The sequence below is a fragment of the Pseudoxanthomonas sp. JBR18 genome (assembly GCF_028198165.1).
GTDB lineage: Bacteria > Pseudomonadota > Gammaproteobacteria > Xanthomonadales > Xanthomonadaceae > Pseudoxanthomonas_A.
On the sequence record NZ_CP116339.1, the window covers coordinates 1,277,392 to 1,300,829 of the forward strand.

Annotated in this window: 22 protein-coding genes; 13 read left to right on the forward strand and 9 right to left on the reverse strand. The window is 70.1% G+C overall.

What is annotated here, in order from left to right; genetic code table 11:
* Positions 1-192: 192 nt before the first annotated feature.
* Complete coding sequence (locus tag PJ250_RS05915) at positions 193-2,172, forward strand: UvrD-helicase domain-containing protein (protein WP_271647637.1); 1,980 nt, start codon at positions 193-195, stop codon at positions 2,170-2,172.
* Between the two features lie 18 nt (positions 2,173-2,190).
* On the opposite strand, the gene PJ250_RS05920 is transcribed toward PJ250_RS05915, so the two are convergent.
* On the reverse strand, positions 2,191-4,095 hold the full coding sequence (locus PJ250_RS05920) for a lysozyme inhibitor LprI family protein (protein WP_271647638.1): 1,905 nt from the start codon (positions 4,093-4,095) through the stop codon (positions 2,191-2,193).
* Between the two features lie 55 nt (positions 4,096-4,150).
* Positions 4,151-4,825 (reverse strand): YceH family protein, encoded by a 675-nt coding sequence (locus PJ250_RS05925; RefSeq protein WP_271647639.1) that lies wholly within the window; start codon positions 4,823-4,825, stop codon positions 4,151-4,153.
* 409 nt (positions 4,826-5,234) lie between these two features.
* Here PJ250_RS05925 and PJ250_RS05930 point away from each other — a divergent pair, with 409 nt between their 5' ends.
* The 4 genes from PJ250_RS05930 (at position 5,235) to plsB (ending at position 10,748) form a co-directional block, all read left to right on the forward strand.
* Positions 5,235-6,158: an HAD family acid phosphatase gene (locus PJ250_RS05930; protein ID WP_271647640.1), complete on the forward strand. Its 924-nt coding sequence runs from the start codon at positions 5,235-5,237 to the stop codon at positions 6,156-6,158.
* A complete protein-coding gene (gene pyrF, locus PJ250_RS05935; RefSeq protein WP_271647641.1) occupies positions 6,155-6,868 on the forward strand; it encodes an orotidine-5'-phosphate decarboxylase in 714 nt (237 codons plus the stop codon). The genes PJ250_RS05930 and pyrF overlap by 4 nt, the downstream gene beginning before the upstream one ends.
* A 236-nt stretch (positions 6,869-7,104) precedes the next feature.
* Positions 7,105-8,076 carry a hypothetical protein gene (locus PJ250_RS05940; RefSeq protein ID WP_271647642.1) on the forward strand — a complete coding sequence of 324 codons (972 nt, stop codon included), beginning with the start codon at positions 7,105-7,107 and terminating at the stop codon, positions 8,074-8,076.
* Positions 8,076-10,748, forward strand: a complete 2,673-nt coding sequence (gene plsB, locus PJ250_RS05945; protein WP_271647643.1) for a glycerol-3-phosphate 1-O-acyltransferase PlsB — start codon at positions 8,076-8,078, stop codon at positions 10,746-10,748. Before PJ250_RS05940 ends, plsB begins: the two co-directional genes overlap by 1 nt.
* A gap of 21 nt (positions 10,749-10,769) precedes the next feature.
* Here plsB and PJ250_RS05950 read toward each other — a convergent pair whose 3' ends face one another.
* A complete protein-coding gene (locus tag PJ250_RS05950) occupies positions 10,770-11,438 on the reverse strand; it encodes a GNAT family N-acetyltransferase (RefSeq protein WP_271647644.1) in 669 nt (222 codons plus the stop codon).
* Positions 11,439-11,608: 170 nt separating this feature from the next.
* Positions 11,609-11,815, reverse strand: a complete 207-nt coding sequence (locus PJ250_RS05955) for a YdcH family protein (protein WP_271647645.1) — start codon at positions 11,813-11,815, stop codon at positions 11,609-11,611.
* A gap of 67 nt (positions 11,816-11,882) precedes the next feature.
* On the opposite strand from PJ250_RS05955, the gene ttcA reads away from it, so the two are divergent.
* The 4 genes from ttcA to PJ250_RS05975 all read left to right on the forward strand — a co-directional run bounded on the left by ttcA (position 11,883) and on the right by PJ250_RS05975 (position 15,245).
* A complete protein-coding gene (ttcA, locus tag PJ250_RS05960; protein WP_271647646.1) occupies positions 11,883-12,791 on the forward strand; it encodes a tRNA 2-thiocytidine(32) synthetase TtcA in 909 nt (302 codons plus the stop codon).
* 140 nt (positions 12,792-12,931) lie between these two features.
* Complete coding sequence (locus tag PJ250_RS05965) at positions 12,932-13,834, forward strand: recombination-associated protein RdgC (protein WP_271647647.1); 903 nt, start codon at positions 12,932-12,934, stop codon at positions 13,832-13,834.
* 181 nt (positions 13,835-14,015) lie between these two features.
* Positions 14,016-14,384: a hypothetical protein gene (locus PJ250_RS05970; protein ID WP_271647648.1), complete on the forward strand. Its 369-nt coding sequence runs from the start codon at positions 14,016-14,018 to the stop codon at positions 14,382-14,384.
* A 78-nt stretch (positions 14,385-14,462) separates the two neighbouring features.
* Positions 14,463-15,245: a M48 family metallopeptidase gene (locus PJ250_RS05975; RefSeq protein WP_271647649.1), complete on the forward strand. Its 783-nt coding sequence runs from the start codon at positions 14,463-14,465 to the stop codon at positions 15,243-15,245.
* A 152-nt stretch (positions 15,246-15,397) separates the two neighbouring features.
* On the opposite strand, the gene PJ250_RS05980 is transcribed toward PJ250_RS05975, so the two are convergent.
* Both PJ250_RS05980 and hemH read right to left on the reverse strand, forming a co-directional pair.
* A complete protein-coding gene (locus tag PJ250_RS05980; protein ID WP_271647650.1) occupies positions 15,398-16,252 on the reverse strand; it encodes an alpha/beta fold hydrolase in 855 nt (284 codons plus the stop codon).
* The gene (hemH, locus tag PJ250_RS05985; protein WP_271647651.1) at positions 16,249-17,253 is read right to left on the reverse strand and encodes a ferrochelatase; all 1,005 of its coding nucleotides are present in this window, start codon (positions 17,251-17,253) and stop codon (positions 16,249-16,251) included. The genes PJ250_RS05980 and hemH overlap by 4 nt, the downstream gene beginning before the upstream one ends.
* Before the next feature lie 151 nt (positions 17,254-17,404).
* On the opposite strand from hemH, the gene PJ250_RS05990 reads away from it, so the two are divergent.
* From PJ250_RS05990 to tatC, 4 genes are all read left to right on the forward strand, one after another.
* The gene (locus PJ250_RS05990; protein WP_271647652.1) at positions 17,405-18,310 is read left to right on the forward strand and encodes a lipid-binding SYLF domain-containing protein; all 906 of its coding nucleotides are present in this window, start codon (positions 17,405-17,407) and stop codon (positions 18,308-18,310) included.
* Positions 18,311-18,414: 104 nt separating this feature from the next.
* On the forward strand, positions 18,415-18,648 hold the full coding sequence (tatA, locus tag PJ250_RS05995) for a Sec-independent protein translocase subunit TatA (protein WP_271647653.1): 234 nt from the start codon (positions 18,415-18,417) through the stop codon (positions 18,646-18,648).
* 56 nt (positions 18,649-18,704) lie between these two features.
* A complete protein-coding gene (gene tatB / locus PJ250_RS06000; protein ID WP_271647654.1) occupies positions 18,705-19,115 on the forward strand; it encodes a Sec-independent protein translocase protein TatB in 411 nt (136 codons plus the stop codon).
* Positions 19,096-19,851 carry a twin-arginine translocase subunit TatC gene (gene tatC, locus PJ250_RS06005; RefSeq protein ID WP_271647655.1) on the forward strand — a complete coding sequence of 252 codons (756 nt, stop codon included), beginning with the start codon at positions 19,096-19,098 and terminating at the stop codon, positions 19,849-19,851. Before tatB ends, tatC begins: the two co-directional genes overlap by 20 nt.
* Before the next feature lie 76 nt (positions 19,852-19,927).
* Here the strand turns inward: tatC and PJ250_RS06010 are convergent, their stop codons facing one another.
* The 3 genes from PJ250_RS06010 to PJ250_RS06020 form a co-directional block, all read right to left on the reverse strand.
* On the reverse strand, positions 19,928-20,821 hold the full coding sequence (locus PJ250_RS06010) for a BPSS1780 family membrane protein (RefSeq protein WP_271647656.1): 894 nt from the start codon (positions 20,819-20,821) through the stop codon (positions 19,928-19,930).
* 63 nt (positions 20,822-20,884) lie between these two features.
* Positions 20,885-21,610 carry a glutamine amidotransferase gene (locus PJ250_RS06015; protein WP_271647657.1) on the reverse strand — a complete coding sequence of 242 codons (726 nt, stop codon included), beginning with the start codon at positions 21,608-21,610 and terminating at the stop codon, positions 20,885-20,887.
* A complete protein-coding gene (locus tag PJ250_RS06020; protein ID WP_271648550.1) occupies positions 21,607-23,412 on the reverse strand; it encodes a GspE/PulE family protein in 1,806 nt (601 codons plus the stop codon). The genes PJ250_RS06015 and PJ250_RS06020 overlap by 4 nt, the downstream gene beginning before the upstream one ends.
* Positions 23,413-23,438: the final 26 nt, after the last annotated feature.

The following is a 23,438-nucleotide window of genomic DNA, read 5'->3' on the forward strand; positions in this document are numbered from 1 at the left end:
AGCCGCCGGCTCCACCACGCCGCTGGCGGAAGACAAGCGCTCGGCGCACGGTCAGCGATCCGCTCAGGGCTGCGCGGACGCCTTCTCCTTCTTCTGGACTGGGCGGTGAACCATGCCGTGTCGCGGCGACTCCACTCCGGGCGCAGGCAGGCTTTTCTATAAACTGATGGCCTATCGCGAAACCTCTGGTTCATGGACTTCCTCAACCCCCCACAGCGCGCGGCGGTGCTGCACGTGCATGGTCCGCTGCTGGTGCTGGCCGGCGCCGGCAGCGGCAAGACGCGCGTGATCATCGAGAAGATCGCGCACCTGATCGCGTCCAAACGCATGCCGGCCAAGCGCATCGCGGCCATCACCTTCACCAACAAGTCGGCCAAGGAGATGCGCGAGCGCCTGGCCAAGCGCGTCAAGGGCGATGCGGCCGAAGGCCTGACCATCTGCACCTTCCACGCGCTGGGGCTGAAGTTCCTGCAGATCGAGCACGCTGCGGCAGGGTTGAAGCGCAATTTCTCCATCTTCGACGCCGACGATGCCAACGCGCAGTTCAAGGACCTGATGCCCGGCGCCAAGCCCGACGCGGTCGAGCAGATGAAATCGCTGGTCTCGCGGGCCAAGAATGCCGGGCTGTCGCCCGAGCAGACCGCCGAACTGGCCCGCAGCCCGCGCGAGGTGGAGGCCGCCGCGCTGTACGCGCGCTACCAGGCGCGGCTGGCCAGCTTCAACGCGGTGGACTTCGACGATCTGATCCGCCTGCCGGTGCAGATCCTGGAGGGCAACGCGGAGATCACCGCCGCCTGGCGCGAGCGCATCGGCTACCTGCTGGTGGACGAATCGCAGGACACCAACGACGCCCAGTACCGCCTGCTCAAGGCCCTGGCCGGCCCGCGCGGCGACTTCACCTGCGTGGGCGATGACGATCAGTCGATCTACTCCTGGCGCGGTGCCAACCCCGAGAACCTGATGCTCATGGCACGCGACTATCCGCAGCTGGAGGTCATCAAGCTCGAACAGAACTATCGCTGTTCCAACCGCGTGCTGCGCGCGGCCAACGCGCTCATCGCCAACAACCCGCACGAGCACCTCAAGCAGCTGTGGTCCGACCAGGCCGACGGCGAGCGCATCCGGGTGTGGGAATGCCGCGACAACGAGCACGAGGCCGAGAAGGTCGCCGCGGAGATCGCCTTCCTGCAGAGCGCCAAGCAGGTGCCGTGGAACGAGTTCTGCATCCTGTTCCGCGGCAACTTCCAGTCAAGGGTGATCGAAAAGGCGCTGCAGCTGCTGCGTATCCCCTACCACCTGACCGGCGGCACCGCGTTCCTGGAGCGGCAGGAGGTCAAGGACGCGCTGAGCTGGCTGCGCCTGGTGGCCAATCCGGATGACGATGCAGCCTTCCTGCGCGCGGTGCAGGCGCCCAAGCGCGAGGTCGGCGCGACCTCGCTGGCGCGCCTGGCCGAGCTGGCCCAGGCCCGGCATCTGCCGATGGCGCGCACGGCCGAGATCAGCGGCGCCCTGCAGGCCCTGCCGCCGCGCGCGGCCAATGGCCTGGCCGCGTTCAACGATGCCCTGCGCGACCTGCGCAGCCAGGCCCCCAAGCTGCCGGCGGCCGAACTGGTGCTGCTGCTGGCCGAGCGTTCTGGCCTGCTGGCCGACCTGCGCGTGCAGTCCAAGGACGAGGCCTCCTTCCAGCGCCGCAAGGCCAACCTGGAGGAACTGGCCGATTGGTTCGGTGGCGGCCCGCGCGGCGCCAGCGCGGGCGACCTGGCCGCGCAGCTGGCGCTGCTGTCGCGCAACGACAAGGACGATGGCGGCAACCAGGTGCGGATGATGACCCTGCACGCGGCCAAGGGCCTGGAATTCCGCTATGTGTTCATCGTCGGCTGCGAGGACGGCGTGCTGCCGCACGAGGCGGCGCTGGAGGAAGGCTCGCTGGAGGAAGAGCGCCGCCTGATGTACGTGGGCATTACCCGCGCCAAGCAGGGCCTGTACCTCAGCCACAGCCGCACCACGCGCAAGTTCCGCGAGCTGATGCGTCTGCAGCCCAGCCGCTTCATCGACGAGCTTCCGCAGAGCGAACTGCAGCGCGACGGCGCCGACCCGGTACTGGACGCAGCCAGCAAGCAGGAACGGGCCAAGGCCGGCCTGGCGGCGATCCAGGCACTGTTCGACGACTGAGCGGGCGGCGCTTACCGCCTACGGGGCGTCGTTGGATCCCGATGGCGGGGTCGAGATATCGGAAGCAGGCGCGGCGCTCTGCTGGGCCTTCGCCTGCGCGGCGGCGGCTTCGGCCGCGGCGACCTGGGCCAGCACCTGGCGGACCAGGGCATCGGTGGCCTCGGCGGCGGTCATCCGCGACCGCGCGCGCGTGGTGGCACGTGCAGGCGTGGCCGGGGTCGAGCGCGAGGCGCCCGGCGCGGTCTCCCGGACCAAGGCGTCGGTGGCCTGCGCGGCCGTCCGCGGCGCTGGCGTGCGCGCAACGGACGCTGCCGGTGGCGGCACCGGGGTCCCGGATGCTTGGGACGCGGCCTGTGCCACCAGCGTCCCGGTCGCCCGCGCCGCCAGCGTGGAGGACCGGGGCGGGGCCGGCGCCGGCTCGGCCGTGCGTCCCGCGGCGCGTGCGGCGGCCTGCGCTGCCAGCGTCTCGGTGGCCGTCGTGGCGGCGCGCGGTGCCTGCGCCCGCGGCGGGGTGGAGACCGGAGGCGGGAGGTTGTCGGGCCGCGCGGAGACACGCGCCGACGCCTGGCTCGCCAATGCGTCGTTGGCACGCGGGGCCTTGCTGGGACTGCCGCTAGGCGCAAGCGCCCGCGGGGCGGGCGTTTCGACGGGGGCACGGGCGGTAGCGGCCCTGACGTTTGCCGTCGACGTGGCCTTGGCCGGCGCCGGGGCTCGTGCGGATGCGGCCTGCGGCGCGGGCCTGGCTGCGGGGGTGACCGCCATAGCCGGGGGCACAGGCGAACGCGTCGGGCGCGCCACCGGCTGGGCCGGGGCGGGCGTCGCCTCCGCGACCACGGGGCGCCTGGGCGTGACGACGGCGGGCACCTCGGCGGCGGGGGTTGCCGCAGCGGCAAGGTCCGTCTTCTTCGCCACCACCGGGGGCGCGGCGGCGACCGCGCGGTCCACCGTGGGCGCCGGCGCAGGCTGCCGCTCCGGGGGCGTTGCCGGGACGGGCGCGGGTACCTGGGCGATAGAAGCCGGTGCCGGTGCCGGTGGCGTTGCCGGCGACGAGGCCTCGACCGGCGCCGACGCTTGCTCCGAGGCCGGCTCAGGCACGGTGGTCGTTGCCGTTGTCGTGGCGGGCTCGGTCGCCGCCGGATCGGCATCGGGCAATGCAGCGGGAGGCGGCGCGAGGGCCTTGACCAGCAGATCGGAGGTCGCCGACGCCGAGGGCAAAGCACAGGCCAGGTTGCGGCCATACAGGTCGGCGGCGACCTGCCCATGCAGCAGGATGAAATCCACCCCGGTGCGCTTGTAGCGCAGGCCGACCGGCGAGGGTTGCACGAACACCACCGCGTGCTGGCTTCCGTAGTCCAGCACCGCAAAGGACGGCTTGATGGTGTCGTAGAACTGCGCCTGCAGCGCCGTGCCGGTCCCGCGACAGCCAAAGGACAGGGTGAAGCGCGGCTGGGTGGCCGGGTCCTGCAGGACCAGTTCGGCCAGGCGCGTGCGGCTGGACTCGGCCACGCAGTCGCGTGGATCAGCCGCCTTCAGGCAGGTCTCACGGTCGGTCTCCCACTGCTGCTGGGCATGCGACATGGCCGCGCGGTTCACGCCGCCGCGCAGGCGCGCGGCGACATACGCGTCGTGCACCTGGTGGTCGAGCATGGCCAGCTCGACCTCGTCGCAGATCAGCTTTTGCAGATCGGTCAGCGGCTCGGCCAACGGCAGCATCGGCTCGCCCTCGACCGGGCGCGAGGGGCATTGGAAGGAGGCCTTGATGGTGCGCGGCGGCGCCGGCGGCAGCGTCTCGGGGATGGCGTTGAGCGCAGGCTCAGGCGCGCTCGACACTCCCTGCCGGGGCGGTGCGGGCGGCTGCGGTTTGCAGGCTGCCAGCAGCAGCGCCAGCGACAGCAGCGCTGCGGCAGTCAGGGTCAAGCGCATGGAGCACCGGTCATGAGGGGGAGGTTCTTGCGGTTTCACGGGCGCAGCGGGTCATTCAGGACAGCTGGGCACCCGAGCCCGGCGCGGGATCGCCGCCTCCCTGATCCCCCAGCCGCGCCTCCAGTTCGGCGACGCGGGCCTCCAGCGCGGCCAGGCGGTGTTCCAGCTCGCCGGCAGCCGCGGGGACCGCCCCTGTGGTGCGAGCCTGCACCGCCTCCACGTCCACCGGGCCAGCCAACAGGTGCATCCAGCGGTCCTCACGCTGGCCGGGCCCGCGTGGAATCTGCACCACCAGCGCGGAACTGCGATGGGCCAGCCGGTCGAGGTGATGGCGCGCATCCTCGGCGTCGGCCAGGGTGGTGAGTCGCTCGGCGCGGGCCAACAGTTCGTTGACCGTCTGCGGCCCACGCAGCAGCAGCAGGCCCAGCAGCGCGACCTGCTGATTGGGTAGGCCGAAGACCTTGCCGGTCAGGTGCTCGTAGCGCTCGGCGCGGGAGGAGAACTGCTGGCGGGCCAAACCCAGCGACTCCAGGGCGCGCAGCGCGTGCTGCACGGCGCCGGCCTGCAGGCTCATCAGCGGATCGCGCGCGGTCTTCTGGTTGGCGGCCGAGACCGCGGCGTTGACGGTCAGGGGGTAGACGTCCGGCGTGGTGGCCTCCTTCTCGATCAGACAGCCGAGCAGGCGCGCCTGGGCGGCGTCGAGCACGGGCAGTTCGGTGGCATCGGTCATGGGGCACCTGTTGAAGCGGAAGCGGGGCGCAAGGATAGCTGCCGCGTGCAGATGGCTGGGTGCAGGGCAGAACGGCGGCCATGCGCCGCGCCTCCCGCCTCGGACGTCTTCGATTCCCGCAGCCTGCGCCGGGAGCCGGGCTACAGCGGGAATTCCCCGGTCCTCTCGGCGCTAGGCGAACGCGTGGCATCGCACGTTCTGGACCAGCCGTTGGCGCGCGTGGTCCTCCCGAATTGGGCTGCCCGCACCGCGGGTGGCCAGGCGCACACCTGCGCGCTGACTGGTGCGCCGAGCCACCCTGCTGACTTACTGGAGTCGAGGCCATCGGGCCGCCCGGACAGGGGGCGCAGCACGGTGGTCATGGTCAGCCGTTAAACTCGCGCATCCTTCAAGCCTCGCCCTTCGTCTCGTGACCCGACTCCGCACCCTGCTCCTGAGCGCCGGCACTGTGCTGGCGCTGGCCGCCTGCAAGCCGGCCCCCGCCCCGGACACCACGGCGACGACGCCCCAGTCCTCCGCCCAGGCCAGCGCCGATCCGGCCCCGGCCACCACCGAGGTGCTGGCCGACGACAACCTCAACGCCGTGCTCTGGGTGCAGCGCTCGGCCGAATACAAGGCCATCGCCGAGCAGACCTATCGCGCCGCCGCCGACCACCTCGATGCCGCGCTCAAAGACAAGACCTGGGACGCCCTGCCCGAGGATGAACGCGGCGGCGCGGTCGGCGATCTCAAACCGGCGGTGATCCTGGATGTGGACGAGACGGTGCTGGACAACTCGCCCTACCAGGCCCGCCTGATCCGCGACAACGCCGGGTACGACGAGGTCAGCTGGGACCAGTGGGTCGCCGAGAAGAAGGCCAAGCCGGTCCCGGGCGTGGTCGAATTCGCCAAGGCGGCCAAGGCCCGCGGCATCACCCTGCTGTACATCTCCAACCGCGCCGTGCATCTGAAGGACGCCACCCTGGCCAACCTGCGCAGCGCCGGGCTGCCGGTGGCCGATGACAGCGTGTTCCTGGGGCTGGGCACCGTGCTCAAGGGCTGCGAGCAGAACGGCACCGAGAAGACCTGCCGACGCAAGCTGGCCGGGCAGCAGTACCGGGTGCTGATGCAGTTCGGCGACCAGCTCGGCGATTTCGCCCAGGTCATCGCCAATACCGCGGAAGGCCGCGCCGGGCTGCTGGACAAGTACGACGCCTGGTTCGGCCAGCGCTGGTGGATGCTGCCCGGTCCGACCTACGGGTCGTGGGAACCGGCGCTATTCAACAACGACTGGCAGCAGCCGCGCGGGGTCCGCCGGGCCGCCAAGCGCGCGCAGCTGGATTTCGCCCAGTGAGCGCGCTGACCCTGGGCCCGCGCGAACGCCTGATCGTCGCCCTGGACGAACCGACCGGCGCGCAGGCGCTGGAATGGGTCGACCGCCTGGGCGATGCGGTGCAGTTCTACAAGATCGGCATGGAGCTGCTGGCCTCTGGCGACTACTTCACCGTGCTCGACGCGCTGGCCAAGCGCGACAAGAAGATCTTCGTGGACCTGAAGTTCTTCGACATCCCCGCCACCATCGCCGGCGTCATCGGCGGACTCTCGCGCTGGCCGGTGACCTTCGCCACGCTGCACGGCTGGCACGCACCGATGATGGAGGCCGCCGCCGACGCGCGCAGCGGCCAGCTGCGCCTGCTGGCGGTGACGGTCCTGACCTCCATGGACCGCACGGACCTGGACGCGATGGGGATCCAGGCCGATCCACAGGCGGTGGTGGTCCAGCGCGCACTGGCTGCCCAGGCCGCCGGCCTGGACGGGGTGATCTGCTCCGGGCAGGAGGCCGGCCCCGTGCGCGCGGCGACCGGCGCCGGCTTCGACATCGTCTGCCCCGGCATCCGTCCGGCCGGCAGCGCGGTGGGCGACCAGAAGCGGGTCATGGGCGTGGCCGAGGCGTTCGCCGCCGGCGCCAGCGCCATCGTGGTCGGCCGGCCGATCCGTCAGGCGCCCGATCCACGCGCCGCCGCGGAAGCGATGCAGGCGGAGATCGCCAAATCACTCATTTGAAATCAATCACTTGCATCAATTAACTTAAAGTATTGCCTTGGATTCATTCAGGCGCTAGGCTGTGCGCCGTCCGGTTTCGACCGGGTCGTTGCCACAACCAAGTCCGCCGGGATGTTTCCCGGATTTACCAGGCCCGCGCGTCGTGATCGACCGGGCCTGTTTTTTTGCCCCGTGACGGGGTTTCTTGCCCACGCCACGGCGCTGCGGCCAAGATGAGGCTCCACAGGGGGTTACGCATGCGACTGGCCAAGCGCTCCATTGCTGTCCTTGCCTGTGCGCTGCTCGCGCTGGGCGCCTGCAAACCGGACACCGCGCCGCAGGCGCAGGTGCCCGGCCCGCCCGACGGCCCGGCCGCCACCGTGATCCATCTGGCCCAGCGACTGGGCCAGGACGATCTGGCCGGATTCGCCCGCGACGCGGTGCCGGCGGCGGACTACGCCACCTTCGCCCGCGCCTGGTCGCAGGACCTGAGCCGCTGGCCCCTGAGCGAACTCCCCCTGCCCGAACGCATCGTGCCGATGCTGGCCACGTTGTCGGCCAACGATGCCGAGCGCCAGCTGGGCATGGACTACGACCGCCAGCTGGCGGGTCAGACCCAGGACCTGCGCAACGCCGCCCAGACGCTGGGTCTGTTCGCCACCCAGTACGTGCGCAACCAGGGTGATTTCACTCCGGCCCAGCGCAAGCATCTGGCCCAGGTCATCCCCGCGCTGTCGTCCTGGGCCCAGGACGCCCCGCTGGCCGACGCGCCGCGCGCCCACACCGCCCTGCGCGAGCTGGTGGCGGCTGCCCGGGCTACCGGAATCGACAGCGACCTGGACCTGCGCGAGGCGGGGATGGAAGCCTCGCTGCGCAGACTCGATCCCTTCCTGGCCACGTTCGTCAAGGTCCTGGACGACTACGGCCTGTCCCTGCACGAGAGCCTGGCCCAGCTGGTGACCGGGGCGGTCACCATCGAAGGCGATGTGGCCACCGTCCAGGTCCGATACCCGCTGGCCGGCAAGCCGATCACCCTCACAGTCACCCTGCGGCGCCAAGCCGGACACTGGTATGTGGCCGACTACATGGACCGCGCCGAGGCCCTGCGCAAGCGGATGGAACAGACGCCATCGGCGCCGGACCCGGACCAGGCACCCGCCGAACCGGCCCCGGCCGAAGACAAGGTCGCCCTGCTCCTGCGGGCGGTCGCGCGCGGGCATTGGGCATAATGCCGCCAATGCCCGAACAGACTCCCCTCCCCCTCCCGGACGACAACGGTCCGCAGCCGCCGCGCGCGGGCCAGCCCGAGACCGCCGAGCACGCCGCCGCGGCCAGCGCACCGGTGGACGGCGAACACGCGCACCTGCCGGTGCCGGTGTCCGCGCCGATCGGCCGCAGCGGCAAGGCGCCCCTGTGGGCGCGCCTGATGCACCGCCTGGTCGACCCGTGGGTGAACCTGGACATCGAACCGGAAGCCCCCGGGGCGATGATCGACAACCGGCCGGTCTGCTATGTGCTGGAAGACTATGGGCTGTCCAACGCCCTGATCCTGGACCGCGCCTGTCACGCCGCCGGCCTGCCCTCGCCGCTGCAGCCGATCCCGGGCGACCCGATCCGGCGCAAGCGCGCGTACCTGGCGCTGTCGCGGCGCAGTTCGCCCACGCTGATCCCCGAAGCCGGCAGCGCCAAGACCCATTCGGACTCGCTGGCCCGGCTGCTGCAGGCACACCGCAACAACCTGGCCCTGGACGTGCAGCTGGTCCCGGTGTCGATCTTCGTGGGGCGCGCGCCGGACAAGCAGAGCGGCTGGTTCGCGGTGCTGTTCTCGGAGAACTGGGCCCTGGTGGGCCGCTTCCGCCGGCTGCTGGCCATCCTGCTCAACGGACGCAACACCATCGTGCGGTTTTCGCCGCCGGTGTCGGTCCGCGATACCGTCGCCGAACAGCTCCCCCCCGAGCGCACGGTGCGCAAGCTCTCGCGCGTGCTGCGCACGCACTTCCACCGCATCCGCGAATCGGTGATCGGCCCGGACCTGTCGACCCGGCGTCTGCTGGTGGACCAGGTGCTGGCGGCCGAGTCGGTCAAGCAGGCCATCGCCGACCAGGCCCGCCGCGACAACACCAAGCCGGAGGACGCCTGGAAGAAGGCCCACGCCATGGCCTGGGAGATCGCCGCGGACTATTCCAACCCGGTGGTGCGCTCGGCCAGCTTCCTGCTGTCGCACGTGTGGAACCGCATCTACGCCGGCGTGCTGGTGCACCACCTGGACAAGTTCAAGGACGCCGCGCCCGGGCACGAGATCGTCTACGTGCCCAGCCACCGCAGCCACATGGACTACCTGCTGCTGAGCTACCTGCTGTACGAACGCGGCATCGTGCCGCCGCACATCTTTGCCGGCATCAACCTCAACCTGCCGGTGGTCGGCACCCTGCTGCGCAAGGGCGGCGCGTTCTTCGCCCGGCGCTCGTTCCGCGGCAATCCGCTGTATTCGGCGGTGTTCTCCGAATACATGGCGCAGCTGGTCGCCGGCGGCTATTCCATCGAGTACTTCGTGGAAGGCGGACGTTCGCGTACCGGCCGGCTGCTGCCGCCCAAGGGCGGGGTGATCTCGATGACCGTGCGCGCCTACCTGCGCCAGCCGCGCAAGCCGGTGCTTTTCCAGCCGGTCTACATCGGCTACGAGAAGCTGATGGAGGGCAAGAGCTACCTGGACGAACTCTCCGGCCGGCCCAAGCAGAAGGAATCGATCTGGGGCCTGCTGTGGAACATCCCCAAGGTGCTGCGCTCCAACTTCGGCCAGGTGGTGGTGAACTTCGGCGAGCCGATCGAACTGAACGCGGTGCTGGCCGAGCACGCGCCGGAATGGGACGGCACGCCCCTGCCCGACGAGGAAAAGCCGCGCTGGCTGTCCGATACGGTCGATGCGCTGGCCCAGACCATCAACGTGCGGGTCAACGCGGCCGCCGACGTCAACCCGATCAACCTGCTGGCGCTGGCCCTGCTGTCCACGCCCAAGCACGCCATGGCCGAGGGCGACCTGATCGCCCAGATCGAGCTGTCCAAGGCCCTGCTCAAGGAGTTGCCGTATTCGGACCGGGTGACCGTCTCCCCGCACAGCCCCGAGCGCATCATCGCCCACGGCCTGGACATCAACGTCCTGCGCCGCATCTCCCACCCGCTGGGCGATGTGCTGGACGTGGTCGACGAAGACACCGCGGTGCTGCTGAGCTATTACCGCAACAACGTCCTGCACCTGTTCACCGCGGCCTCGTGGATCGCCTGCTGCTTCCAGAACAACCGGCGCATGTCGCGCCAGCGCCTGGTCGGGCTGGGCGTGCAGCTGTATCCGTTTCTGCAGGCCGAGCTGTTCCTGCCGTGGACGCCGGAGCAGTTCAGCGCGCGCATCGAGCGCACCATCGACGTGTTCATCCAGGCGCGCCTGCTCGAGCAGGTCGGCGATGACGACGGCGGCATCCTGGCCCGCAACGCCGGCCAGACCGACGAGGTGTTCCGCCTGCGGGCGATCGGCCACTCGCTGCAGCAGGCCTTCGAGCGCTATTACATCGCCATCTCGGTGCTGGTGAAGAACGGCCCTGGCACCCTGGGCTCGGCCGAGCTGGAGAGCCTGTGCCAGCAGGCCGCCCAGCGCCTGAGCCTGCTCTATGCGCCGGCCGCCCCGGAATTCTTCGACCGCACCCTGTTCCGCGGCTTCATCCAGAAACTGCGCGAACTCAAGCTGGTCTGGCCCGACGAAAACAGCAAGCTGCTGTTCGACGAGCGCCTGGACGCCTGGGCGCGCGATGCCAAGATCATCCTCGGCCGCGAGCTGCGCCACACCATCGAACGGGTCAGCCCCGAAGCGGCGCGCCCGCAGGACACCGCTCCGGAACCGTCCGAATAAGCCAAACCGGGCCCGCCCGGCTCAGCCCAGCATCGGAAAGGCCTGCGCCAGCCAGGCGTGGGCCGAAGCCCCGATCTCCGGCTGCTGCACCAGCTCCAGCAGGGGTGAGCCGGTGGCGCGGAAGTCGGCGGCGTGCTCGCAGACCATCACCATGCGCAGCACCGCGCTGCCGCCGGGCAGGATCGCCGGCGGCAGGTATTCCTGGAAGCCGTAGAAAGCGAACAGCGCATGCAGCTCCGGCGGGCACATGATCAGGCCGAAGCGCACCCCGGAATCGCGCGACAGCTGGTAGGCCTCACGGACCAGCGCATCGATCACCGGCCGCACGCGATGCTCGGCCAGGACCGCCAGGCGCGAGCCGACCACCAGGCTGGCGGCTGGCCAGGTCCCGGCAAAGCGCTCCAGACGCAGCAGACCGGCCATCTCCTGGCGCAACTGCGGGGTGTCGGCCGCATGCAGACGCAGCGCGGCCACCGGCTCCTGCCCCTGCAGGACGACCACCTGGGTGGCGCTCATTTCCAGGGCATCATCCTCCAGCCAGGGGTCCTGGCCCTGCTCGTCGAGCAGCCGCGTGCGCAGACGGCGCAGCATGGCGCCCCCCTGGCCGGGCCCCAGGCGCACGGCGTGCAGACGCCCCTGCCCCGACGACGGGCCATGGCTGGAACTGGCGGAGGAAGCAGCGGCTTGCATGGAGCGGGTACCGGCTGGCCCGAAGACGCGGGTCGATAGGAGTGCCCAAGCAAACATCGCGCCAACGGCCGGATCCCGCCATCGCCTTGCCGTGCAGGGTCTCGCGCCGGGTGCGCAGGGTCCGGGGTGACGTGACGGGTCACAAGCGGCCCGATCCGGCTAGCGCAAGGTCAGGCCGGCTCGTCGGGGATCAGGGCGCTCTCCAGCCGGGCGATGCAGTCCTTCAGCCACAGCTTGCGCTTCTTCAGACGCTTGACGGACAGTTCGTCGGCCTGGATGCCCGCGAGCAGGCGCAGGATCTCTTCGTCCAGATCGCGGTGTTCCCGCCGCAGGCGGGTCAGCCGGGAGACCACCTCTTCGGTCGCGCCGTTGTCCATGGGCGCAGCATACCCCGCGCACGTGTCGGCGGTGAGACCCGCGCCACGGGCCGGTAAAATGCCCGGCATGAGCACGCCTTTGCCCCTGCAGCTGCTGGACGATCCAGCCCCCCGCCCGGCCGACCGGCACGGCCGCGCCTATCGCGAGCAGACCAAGCTGGCCAAGCGCTTGCGTCGCCAGGTCGGCCAGGCCATTGCCGACTACGGGATGATCGAGGCCGGCGACAAGGTGATGGTCTGCCTGTCCGGCGGCAAGGACAGCTACACGATGCTCGACGTGCTGCTGCAGCTGCAGAAGAAGGCCCCGGTGGACTTCGAACTGGTGGCGGTCAACCTGGACCAGAAGCAGCCCGGCTTCCCCGAGCACGTGCTGCCGGCCTATCTGGAATCCTTGGGCGTGCCGTACCACATCATCGAGCAGGACACCTACTCGGTGGTCAGCCGGGTGATCCCCGAAGGCAAGACGATGTGCTCGCTGTGCTCGCGTATGCGCCGCGGCGCGCTGTACAGCTACGCCGCCGAGCACGGCTTCACCAAGATCGCCCTGGGTCACCACCGCGACGACATGGTGGCCACCTTCTTCATGAACCTGTTCCACCACGCCAAGCTATCGGGCATGCCGCCCAAGCTGCTGTCCGACGATGGCCGCCACGTGGTGATCCGGCCGCTGGCCTACGTGCGCGAGGCCGACATCGTCGACTATGCCGAGGCAAAGGCCTTCCCGATCATTCCCTGCAACCTGTGCGGCAGCCAGGAAAACCTGCAGCGGCGCCAGGTCGGCCACATGCTCAAGGCCTGGGAGAAGGAATCGCCGGGGCGGATCGAGCAGATCGCCCGGGCGCTGGGCGACATCCGGCCCTCGCAGCTGGCCGATCCGAAGCTGTTCGATTTCCTCGCCCTGGGCGCGCGCGGGGCCGGCGCGCCGCCCGATGCCCGCGCCTGGCTGGGCGGTGGCCAGGACGAGCACCAGGACTGAGGCCGCCCCGGCCCGATTCCGGGCTCCCTGCGGCGACCGCCTGTCAAGGGTGTCGGCCGCGGCGCCAGCGGCGATAATCGTCGGTCCATTCTTTCGCGCCGGACGCTTTGCCAGCGCCGCGCCCCCATCTGGTCCCTCGCATGTTCTTTCGCAACCTGACCCTGTTCCGCTTCCCCACCTCGCTGGATTTCTCCGAACTGGACAGCCAACTGCAGCAGGCCCCGCTCAAGCCGGTCGGCCCGCTGGAGATGAGCTCGCGCGGCTTCATCTCCCCGTTCGGCCGCAACGAGGAAGTCGCCAGCCACCGCGCCGACGAGGCCATCTGGGTCAGCGTTGGCGGCGAGGACAAGATCCTGCCCGGCGCGGTGGTCAACGACCTGCTGGCGCGCAAACTCGACGAGATCGAGGAAAAGGAAGGCCGCCGCCCCGGTGGCAAGACCCGCAAGCGCCTCAAGGACGACCTGCTCCACGAGCTGCTGCCGCGCGCCTTCGTCAAGCCCTCGCGCATCGATGCCATGCTGGACCTGAAGTCCGGTTTCATCGCTGTGGACGCCTCCTCGCGCAAGAGCGCCGAGAACGTGGTCTCCGAACTGCGCGGCGCCATGGGCAGCTTCCCGGCCGTGCCGGTCAACGCCGAGGTCGCCCCGCAGTCCATCCTCACCGCCTGGATCGCTGGCGAGCCTTTGCCCGAGGGGCTGAGCCTGGGTGAGGAATGCGAGATGAAGGACCCCATCGACGGCGGGGCCGTGGTCAAGTGCCAGCACCAGGAATTGCGCTGCGAGGAGATCGACAAGCACCTGGAAGCCGGCAAGCAGGTCACCAAGCTGGCCCTGGTGTTGGACGACCACGTGTCCTTCGTCCTGGGCGATGACCTGATCATCCGCAAGCTCAAGTTCCTCGATGGCGTGGTCGACCAGCTCGAATCGACCGGCAGCGACGACCTGCGCGCCGAGTTGGACACGCGCTTCGCGCTGATGAGCGCCGAGGTGCGGCGCCTGTTCACCATCCTGGAAGGCGCGCTCAAGTTCAGCCGCATGGAATGAGGCCGCGCGGCCCTGACCTGATTATTCGCGTTCATCTTCGGTAGGTTGCGACGGTTCGCCCCGGTGAACCGTACTGTCTTGTGAGGAGCGCGAACCAGATGGTGCTTCGCTGCCATCCGCCGGTGCGACCTCACTGCAGCTCATGCAACGTCAGATTCAGCCCATGCCAAGGAGGCAACCGATGCGCAGCTTGATCCCGGCTTTCCTGTTCGTTCTCTGCACGACCGCTCTGGCGCAACCGCCGGAGCAGAAGGACACCACGCTCCATGTCCCGGGGGTCGTGACATCATCGGGCAAGGCCTTCGTTGCCCAATGTGATGACAACGCCTTTTCAGCCTCGGAGGCACCCGAGGCTCTGGCCACTCGGTGCGCACGACTGCTTGGCAAATGGAGAGCAGAGGCCCGGCTCACGGGTGTCCGTCGCCACAATCCGCTGGCACAGGGCGCCTATCCTGTCGCGGATCACCGGGGTGCGGAGCTGCCTTTCGACACGGTCGCGACGTTGCGTGAAGCACCACTCACTGCGAGCTACGGAGTGGGTTCGCGCTGAAGGGCCGGCCTGACCGTATCGTTTCCGTATTGTTTCCGTGTCGTTCCGGCGTCGCATGGGTCCGCCTAGAATGGCCCCATGCTGCTGCGCCGGCTCACCGCCAAACCACCCCGCAGCGTCGAGCGCGACACCATCGTCGTGCCGGCGCGTGCCGGCGCGCCCCCCATCGAGGTTCAGCGTGTGCGCGACCCGCGTGCGCGCCGCATCCGCCTGAGCGTGGATGAGCGCGGCGCGCGCCTGACCCTGCCCTCGCGGGCCAGCCTGCTGGCCGGCGAGCGCTTCCTGGAAGAGCACCACCAGTGGCTGTGCGAGCAGCTGGCCCGCAGCGCCGTGCCCGAGACGGTGCAGCCGCTGCGCCCGCACGTGACCCCCAGCCTGCCGCTCCGGGGACAGGACATCGCCCTGCACTGGCGCAGCGGCCGCTATACGCGGCTGGACCTGCACGAGGATGGTCTGCACCTGCAATGGCCCGAGCGCGCCAGCCAGGCGACCCTGGTCCGTACCCTGCGCAGCTTCTACGAAACCCAGGCCATGGCCGATGTGCAGGCCTGGACTCCGCGCCATCTGCCCGGCCTGCCGCGCGCGCCGGGCCGGGTGCGCTTCAAGATCATGTCCTCGCAATGGGGCTCGCTCAGTCCGGACGGGTCGATGGCACTGGACCTGTCCCTGGTCCTGGCCCGGCCGTCGGCCTTCGAGTACGTGCTGGTCCACGAGCTGTGCCACCTGGCCCAGGCCAACCACTCGCCGGCGTTCTGGGCCGAGGTGCAGGCGCGCTTTCCCGACTGGCGCGCCGAACGCGCCTACTTCCACGAACACGGCCGCATCCTCAAGGCGCAGCTGCGCACCCTGCTGCAGAGCTGACCACCTCGATTGGTGGGAGACGCCATTGTGGGAGCCGCCATGGCGGCGATGAGGCGTTACCGTTCAAGCCCCTCGCCGCCATGGCGGCTCCCACGGCGGTCGATCCGTGCAGCGGTCGGCTCCCTCAGCGTTAGATCGGTGCGGCGGTCGGCTCAGGCCTCGCCGAGGAAGCCGCCAATGACCCCGGCCACGGCCGGCGCGTCATCCATGTGTAGATGGTGATGGCCGGGCAGGACCGTGACCTGGCCATGGCGCAGGCGTGCGGCGCGCTGGCTGCGCAGGGGTTCAGGGAAATAGTGCTGCGCCGGGGTCGCCAGGATCACCTGGGCCGGGCAGTCGATGGATGCCACCAGCGCATCGACCTGGTCGTGGGTGGCGCGGTACAGCGAGGGCAGCATCAGGCGCGGGTCGCTGCTCCAGACCCAGCCATCGTCGACCCCGCGCACGCCGCGTTCGACCAGCAGCCGTGCACTGGCCTCACTCAGGCCGTTGGCCTGCATGCGCGCGCGGATCGGGGCCGCGAGCGCGTTGAAGACCCGCAGCGGGCGGCGCGAAGGCAGACGCGCCTGCGCAATGGCATCGCGCATCCGCGCCGGGGCCTGGTCCGCCGCCTCGCCCAGGCCACCCAGGGCCTCGATGCACACCAGCCGCCGCACGCGCTGCGGACAGGCCGCCGCGAGCAGGCTGGAGATGCCCGCGCCCATCGAATGGCCCAGCAGGGCGAAGCGCTCCCAGCCCAGGGCATCGGCCGCATCGAGCACCGCGTTGATCGCCACGAACGGCGAATACTCCGTGCCCGGCGGCAGATGCACGCTGCGCCCATGCCCGGGCAGGTCCAGCGCCAGCACGTCCAGCGGCTGCGGCAACAGGTCCAGCAGCGGAATCCAGCTGGCCGCGTTGTCCAGCCACCCGTGCAGGGCGATGACCTTGGGCCCTTCCGGATCACCGCCACGCAGGGCGTGCAGCGCGCCGACGCTGGCCGGCAGCACGCATTCGACCAGGTTCATGCGCGCATCGGCCCCAGCTGGCGCTCCAGCATGGCCAGCAGGGCCTGGGCGTGTTCGGGCGAATCGTTGAGGCAGGGGATGTAGCGCAGAGTGCCACCGGCCTCGGCGAACCCCTCGGCAAACTGCATGCCGACCTCCTCCAGCGTTTCCAGGCAGTCCACCGCGAAGCCGGGACAGACCACGTCCACCTGGCGCACGCCGCGCGCGGCCAGCGCGGCCAGCTCGGTATCGGTGGCCGGCTCAAGCCAGCGCTCCTTGCCGAAGCGCGACTGGTAGGTCAGCGTCCAGTCGCCTTCGGCCAGGCCCAGCGCCTGGGCGATCAGCGCGGCGCTGCGCTCGCACCGCTGCGGGTAAGGGTCGCCGTTGTTGGCCACGCGCTGGGGCAGGCCATGGAAGGAGAACAGCAGATGCTCTCCGGTGCCGTTGGCCTGGCGCCAGCGCGCGATGGAGGCCACCACCGCCGCGATCCAGTCCGGATCGTCCGAGTAGTCGTCCACCCAGCCCAGCTGTCCCGCGCCCGGGCTGGGCAGCACCGCATCGACCACGTCGCGCACCGAGGCGGTGGTGGTGGTCGAGTACTGCGGATACAGCGGCAGCACCCGCAGTGGCGTGTCCTCGCCCTTGAGCCGTTCCAGCAGCGCGCGCAGCGCCGGCTGGCCGTAGCGCATCGCCGGCACGACCCGCCAGCCCGGCAGCAGCGCCTGCATCCGCGCGGCCAGGCCGGTGGTGTACACGGCCAGCGGGGAACCGCCGTCCAGCCACACCTTGGCGTACTTCTCCGCGGACTTGGGACCACGCAACGGCAGGATCAGGCCGCGCAGCAGCGGCTGCCACAGCAGCGGCGGGATGGCGACCACGCGCCGGTCACTGAGGAATTCGGCCAGGTAGCGGCGCACCGCCGGCGCGGTCGGCGCCTCGGGAGTGCCCAGGTTGACCAGCACCAGGGTGCCGGTGGCCGGCAGTGGCACGGGGCCGGCGGCATCAGGGGAGGTCGTTTGCATGGGCACATGATGACAGACCGGCGGTGTGGACCTGGCTCAACTCATGGCCGATTCACCCGCCCGTGACTAGGCTCGCGCCGGTGCATGGCGGGTCATGTCACCCGCACACAGATCGGTTACAACGCTATTTCCTCGCTCGGAGTCGCCCCGCATGTTCCTGTCCCGTCTTTCTCCGCGCCCTCTGGCCCGATTCGGCGTGCTGATGCTGGCCGCACTGGTCAGTACCCAGGCCATGGCCGGGACCGAGCAGGACGAGCGCGCAATCAATGCCACCCGCGTGCTGACCGACATCCAGCGCATCCCGGAGGAGTCCATCCCCGACAAGCTGCTCGACGAGGGCAAGGCGATCATCGTCATCCCCGATTCGCTCAAGGTCGGGCTGGTGTTCGGCGGGCGCAGTGGCCACGGCCTGATGTCGGTGAAGAACCCCGACGGCACCTGGTCCCAGCCGGTGTTCGTCAAGCTCACCGGCGGCAGCATCGGCTTCCAGGCCGGCGTGCAGTCGTCTGACATCATCCTGGTGTTCCGCAACGAGCGCTCGCTCAACAACATCGTCAACGGCAAATTCACCCTGGGCGCCGACGCCTCGGTCGCTGCCGGCCCGGTCGGGCGCAATGCCTCGGCCGCCACCGACGGCCAGCTCAAGGCCGAGATCTGGTCCTGGTCGCGCGCGCGCGGATTGTTCGTCGGCGTGGCACTTGATGGTGCGGTGCTGTCCATCGACAACGACGACAACGTCGCCGCCTACGGCCCCACCGCCACGCCGCGCGCGATCTTCGAGAACCGCGCAGGCCACCCTTCCTCGCAGATCGTCAGTTTCCGCGACGAACTGGAGGAAGCCACCGCCGCGGCACGTGCCAACCGCGGCACCGATGCCCGCCCGGTGGTGACCACGGGCACGCCCTACGCACCGCCCGCCCCCGCCCAGCCGGCCCAGGCCGCCCCGCAGGTGCAGACCGCCCCGGTCGGCACCCAGCCGGCCACGACCGAGCCGGCGCCCCAGCAGGGCTTCCAGCCGGTGGAAGAAGGCGAAATCCGGACCGAACAGCTGAACTGATCGGTCAAAAACAGCGCGATCCCGCGGTCCGCAGCCACACCGGCGGACACTTTGCCGATGCGGCTGCGGTATCCTGATCGTCCACTTTCCCCAGCGAGTCGGTCATGGGCAGTCTCAGCATCTGGCATTGGTTGGTCGTGTTGGCCATCGTCCTGTTGGTCTTCGGCACCAAGCGACTGACCAGCGGCGCCAAGGACCTCGGCAGCGCGGTGAAGGAATTCAAGAAGGGCATGCGCGACGAGGACAAGCCGGCTGCACGCCTGTCCGACGAAGCGCGCGGCGCCGACGAGGCCGCCGCCAAGGAGCGCGAGCGCGAACGCAGCGGCGAGGACCGCTGATCGCCACCGCTGACGTGCCAACCCTCCGAACGCCCGCCTGACGGGCGTCAGTCGCCATGTTCGACATCGGCTTTCCCGAACTCATCGTCATCGCCATCGTGGCCCTGGTGGTGCTTGGTCCCGAGCGCCTGCCAAAGGCAGCGCGCTTCGCCGGACTGTGGGTGCGCCGGGCGCGCAACCAGTGGGACTCGGTGAAGAGCGAACTGGAACGCGAACTGGCCGCCGACGAACTCAAGCGCAACCTGCACGAAGCCCAGGAAGCCCTGCGCCGCACCGATCAGTCCATGCGCCGTGGCCAGGACGACCTGCAGCGCGAGTTCGACAGCGTGGGCGAGGAAGTCCGCTCGACCGGCGCGGAGACCGAGACCGCACGCGATGTCGCGGCGGCGTCCGCACCGGAGGCCGCCGCGCCTGCGACACCCGCGCAGGGTCACAAGGAGGGCGGCGATGAACGCCCCAACCCCTGACCACGAGGCCGAAAGCAGCCTGATGGAGCACCTGATCGAGCTGCGCACGCGGCTGATCCGGGGGATGGCGGGGGTGGCGGTCGCGCTGGCGGTCGCGCTGCCCTTCGCCAAGCGCATCTTCGAGCACCTGGCCATGCCGCTGCTCTCGCAGCTGCCGGTGGAGCAGGCCTCCAAAATGATCGCGGCCGACCCGACCTCAGGATTCTTCGCGCCGATCAAGCTGGCCCTGTATCTGGCGATCTTCGTTTCCTCGCCGTGGCTGATCTACCAGGCTTGGTGCTTCGTCGCGCCCGGCCTGTACAAGCACGAGAAGCGCCTGGCCGTGCCGCTGCTGGTGTCCTCCATCGCGCTGTTCTTCGCCGGCTGCGCGTTCGCCTATTTCGTGGTGCTGCCGGCGGTGTTCCACGCGCTGACCCTGTTCACCCCGGACGTGGTGACCCTGGCGCCGGATCCGGGCAAGTACCTGGATTTCGTCGTGGTGATCTTCCTGGCCTTCGGTGTCAGCTTCGAGCTGCCCGTGGCGATGGTCATCCTGGTCGCCCTGGGTCTGGTGACCCCGGACCAGCTCAAGCATTCGCGCGGCTACGCGGTGGTCGGCGTGTTCGTGGTGGCCGCAGTGATCACCCCGCCGGACGTGGTGTCCCAGCTGCTTCTGGCCCTGCCGATGTGCCTGCTCTACGAACTGGGCATCCTGGCCTGTCGCTGGGTGGTGCCGCGGAGCCTGGCGCGCGGCTAGTTGGACAGGCGCCACGCTTCATAAAAAAGCCCGCCATTCGGCGGGCTTTTGCATTCCAGTGCAGCGCGCGTGCGGCTCAGGCCTCGAACGTGGAGCTGGGCAGCGGCGCCGCAGGCGGCATCGCCGAGGCGCCCGCCGCCCCACCCAGGAGCTGACGCCAGGCGCTGGCCACGCAGCCGGCGATCAGGGGCAGCATCACGCCCATCAGCAGCACGTTGGTGACCAGCACACCCAGCAGCTGGCCACCGACCATCGTCATCGCCAGACCCAGCAACTGGACCATGATCATCAGCGGCACCAGGACGATGAACAGCAGCACGTAGAACAGGATCACCGCCGGCAGGTTGTGCAGGCAGGCGCGCAGGCTGTTGAACATGGCCTCGCCCCCGCGTCGATCGCCGAACACCACGTCCGGCACCGCGACGAACACCAGCAGGCTGGCCACCAGCGCACCGGCGACCAGCAGCGCCAGCCACAGCAGCAGGCGACCGGCCGGCAGCTGGGACACCAGCGCCGGGTCGGGCTGACCGCCCGTGGCGGCCTGCTCCTCCAGGTGGGCGATCACCTCCTGCAGCTGCTGCACGCCCTGGCTGCCCAGCAGCGCCATCAGCAGCAGCCCGGCCGCCAGGGCCAGCAGCACCTGCGGCAGCAGCGTGGCCACCAGGCTGGGCACATGCCCGGTGCGGAAGCCTCTGAACAGGTCGCCCGGCACCACCGCCTGTCCGGTCTGCGCCTTGCGCACCGCGCCCAGCACCCCGGCGAACAGCACCGGCGAGGCCAGCCCCAGCAGCAGCTGCAGGAACAGCCCGGGGACCGTGGCCAGCGCCATCACCTGGGCGGCCAGCAGCGACAGCAGCGCCCACAGCGCGCCCAGCAGGCCCAACTGCAGGGGCGCCCGACGCAGGGTGGCCAAGCCGTCCAGCAGCCATTGCGCACCGGCGCTGGCCGGCACCTTGTTGATCATCGACATCGGGACTTCCGAGAAAACGGGATTGTGCAGGGCGACAGTCTACGCAAGCCGCACGCCGCCGGCTCAGCGCCCGCGGACCTGCCGGGCGTGGCGCACGAACCGCCGCAGCAGCGCGCGCGCCTGCGGCGCGGCGCTGACCTCGCGGCTGATCCGCAGCGGGCATTGCCCGCTGCTGCGCAGGTGCTCGGCGCGCGCGGCCACGTAGCCGCGCATGTGGTGGGTGGCGAACTCCGGGTGGAACTGCACGCCCCAGGCGCGCTCGCCCCAGCGGAAGGCCTGGCAGCCGTCGCGCTGCGAGCGGGCCAGCACCGTGGCCCCGTCCGGCGCGCGCAGCACGGTCTGCACGTGGCTGGTATGGGCCATGAAGCCGGTCGGCGCATGGGCGAAGAGCGGATCGTCGGCCGCCGGCGGATGCAGGTCGATGCGCACCGTGCCCGATTCGCGCCCGGCCGGGTTGTCGGCCACCTCGCCGCCCAGCGCATGGGCCAGCAGCTGGTGGCCATAGCAGATACCCAGCAGCGATTGCCCGTCGTGGGCCGCCTCGCGCAGCCACGCGGCGGCGCGTTCGCTCCAGTCGGCGCGATCGGTGACCATGGCCGAGGACCCGGACACGATGATCCCGGCGAAATCGCGACGGTCCGGGAGCGCATCGCCGCGTTCGACATTGGCCACGACCGACGCGCCGGCTTCCAGCCCGGCGGCGACACGGATCCAGTGGGCGAAGCCGCCGTGGCGCTTGAGCGTGCGCAGCGGCTGGCCGGTTTCGACGATCAGGAAAGGCGCGTTCATTCCCGTGGGGGCAGGACCGAGACAACTTCCTCGATTGTCGTCAGACCACGCGCCACCATGTCAAGGCCGGCGTCGCGCAGGGTGCGCATGCCCTGCAGGCGCGCGGCGCGGGTGAACGCGGCCAGGTCCATGTCGGCGCGAATCATGTTGCGCAGCTGCGGGGTCAGCGGCATCAGCTCGTACAGGCCGACGCGGCCCATGTAGCCGGTGCGGCGGCATTCCAGGCAGCCCACCGGCGCGTTGGGCGCGGCGTCGTCCGGCACCTGGCGCCCGGTTTCCAGCAGCGCGTCCCAGGCATGGGCCGGCAGCGTGGTGGGCTGGCGGCAGTGCGGGCACAACGTGCGCACCAGGCGCTGGGCCAGCACGCCGGTCAGGGTCGAGGCGACCAGGTAATGGGCCACGCCCAGGTCCAGCAGGCGGGTGATGGCCGAGGGCGCGTCGTTGGTGTGCAGCGTGCTCAGCACAAGGTGGCCGGTGAGCGAGGCCTGGACCGCCATCTGCGCGGTTTCCAGGTCGCGGATCTCGCCGATCATGATGATGTCCGGGTCCTGGCGCAGCAGGGTGCGCACGCCGGCGGCGAAGTCCAGGTCGATGTTGTGCTGGACCTGCATCTGGTTGAACTCGGTCGAGATCATCTCGATCGGGTCTTCCACGGTGCACACGTTCACATCGCTGGTGGCCAGCTTGCGCAGGGTCGAATACAGCGTGGTGGTCTTGCCCGAGCCGGTCGGCCCGGTGACCAGCACGATGCCGTGCGGCTGCTCGACCAGCCCGTTCCAGCCGGCGGCCTCGGTCGGGCTGAAGCCCAGCTCGGCGATCGGCTTGAACGCGGTGTCCGGGTCGAAGATGCGCATCACGCACTTCTCGCCGAAGGCGGTGGGCATGGTCGACAGGCGCATCTCCACCTCGCGCCCGCCGGGCGAGCGGGTCTTGATGCGGCCATCCTGCGGGCGGCGCCGTTCGGCCAGGTCCATGCGGCCGAGCACCTTGATGCGGGAGATGACCGCGGTCATCACCGGCGGCGGCAGGTCGAAGACCTTGTGCAGCACCCCGTCGATGCGGAAGCGGATGCGGCCCATCTCGCGGCGCGGCTCCAGATGGATGTCCGAGGCGCGCTGCTCGTAGGCGTACTGCAGCATCCAGTCCACGATCTGCACCACGTGGTGGTCGTCGGCACCGACCTCCCCGCTCTGGCCCAGGTCCACCAGCTGCTCGAAGCTGGGCATGGCGATGTTCTGCTCGCGATCGCGCAGGTCCTTGGCGCCGCGCACCGAGCGGGTCACGCCGAAGAACTCCATCGTGTAGCGGTGCAGGTCCAGCGGATTGACCAGCGCGATCTCGATGCTGCGCCGGGTCAGGTGCGACAGGTCGCCCTTCCAGGCGATGTCCAGCGGCTCGCTGGTGGCGATCAACACCCGGTCCGGACGCACCGCCAGGGGCAGGATGCGGTGCCGGCGCGCGTAGGCCTGGCTGACCACGGCGGTGACCTCGGCCACGTCCACCCGGGTCGGGTCCACCCGCAGATAGCGCACGTCCACGCGCTTGGCCAGCCATTCGGTCAGGCGCTCCAGGCTCAGCTCGCCGCCGGCGGCGGCGGCCAGCTTGAGGTTGGCCAGCAGCACCAGCGGGTGCACCTCGCTGGCGCTGCGCGCGCCGGCGGCGGACATCTGGATGCGGCCGGTGTCGGCCTCGGCCACCAGGCCATCGGCCAGCAGCGCGCGGGTGACCTGGGCGAAGTCCAGCCGGCCGGATCCCAGCACGGTGGATTCGGGCGAAAAATCGGCCCTGCGCTGCTGCTCCATCGACACGTCCGGCTCCCGGCACATCG

Coding starts and splice junctions, on each gene's coding strand:
- PJ250_RS05950 (WP_271647644.1), bottom strand. CDS start 11,438: ATGCAAGCCGCTGCTTCCTCCGCCAGTTCCAGCCATGGCCCGTCGTCG.
- PJ250_RS05975 (WP_271647649.1), top strand. CDS start 14,463: ATGCTGCTGCGCCGGCTCACCGCCAAACCACCCCGCAGCGTCGAGCGC.
- tatB (WP_271647654.1), top strand. CDS start 18,705: ATGTTCGACATCGGCTTTCCCGAACTCATCGTCATCGCCATCGTGGCC.
- PJ250_RS05940 (WP_271647642.1), top strand. CDS start 7,105: ATGCGACTGGCCAAGCGCTCCATTGCTGTCCTTGCCTGTGCGCTGCTC.
- PJ250_RS05980 (WP_271647650.1), bottom strand. CDS start 16,252: ATGAACCTGGTCGAATGCGTGCTGCCGGCCAGCGTCGGCGCGCTGCAC.
- PJ250_RS05925 (WP_271647639.1), bottom strand. CDS start 4,825: ATGACCGATGCCACCGAACTGCCCGTGCTCGACGCCGCCCAGGCGCGC.
- tatC (WP_271647655.1), top strand. CDS start 19,096: ATGAACGCCCCAACCCCTGACCACGAGGCCGAAAGCAGCCTGATGGAG.
- PJ250_RS06015 (WP_271647657.1), bottom strand. CDS start 21,610: ATGAACGCGCCTTTCCTGATCGTCGAAACCGGCCAGCCGCTGCGCACG.
- plsB (WP_271647643.1), top strand. CDS start 8,076: ATGCCGCCAATGCCCGAACAGACTCCCCTCCCCCTCCCGGACGACAAC.
- PJ250_RS05915 (WP_271647637.1), top strand. CDS start 193: ATGGACTTCCTCAACCCCCCACAGCGCGCGGCGGTGCTGCACGTGCAT.
- tatA (WP_271647653.1), top strand. CDS start 18,415: ATGGGCAGTCTCAGCATCTGGCATTGGTTGGTCGTGTTGGCCATCGTC.
- PJ250_RS05955 (WP_271647645.1), bottom strand. CDS start 11,815: ATGGACAACGGCGCGACCGAAGAGGTGGTCTCCCGGCTGACCCGCCTG.
- PJ250_RS06010 (WP_271647656.1), bottom strand. CDS start 20,821: ATGTCGATGATCAACAAGGTGCCGGCCAGCGCCGGTGCGCAATGGCTG.
- PJ250_RS05920 (WP_271647638.1), bottom strand. CDS start 4,095: ATGCGCTTGACCCTGACTGCCGCAGCGCTGCTGTCGCTGGCGCTGCTG.
- PJ250_RS05990 (WP_271647652.1), top strand. CDS start 17,405: ATGTTCCTGTCCCGTCTTTCTCCGCGCCCTCTGGCCCGATTCGGCGTG.
- PJ250_RS05965 (WP_271647647.1), top strand. CDS start 12,932: ATGTTCTTTCGCAACCTGACCCTGTTCCGCTTCCCCACCTCGCTGGAT.
- ttcA (WP_271647646.1), top strand. CDS start 11,883: ATGAGCACGCCTTTGCCCCTGCAGCTGCTGGACGATCCAGCCCCCCGC.
- hemH (WP_271647651.1), bottom strand. CDS start 17,253: ATGCAAACGACCTCCCCTGATGCCGCCGGCCCCGTGCCACTGCCGGCC.
- PJ250_RS06020 (WP_271648550.1), bottom strand. CDS start 23,412: ATGGAGCAGCAGCGCAGGGCCGATTTTTCGCCCGAATCCACCGTGCTG.
- PJ250_RS05970 (WP_271647648.1), top strand. CDS start 14,016: ATGCGCAGCTTGATCCCGGCTTTCCTGTTCGTTCTCTGCACGACCGCT.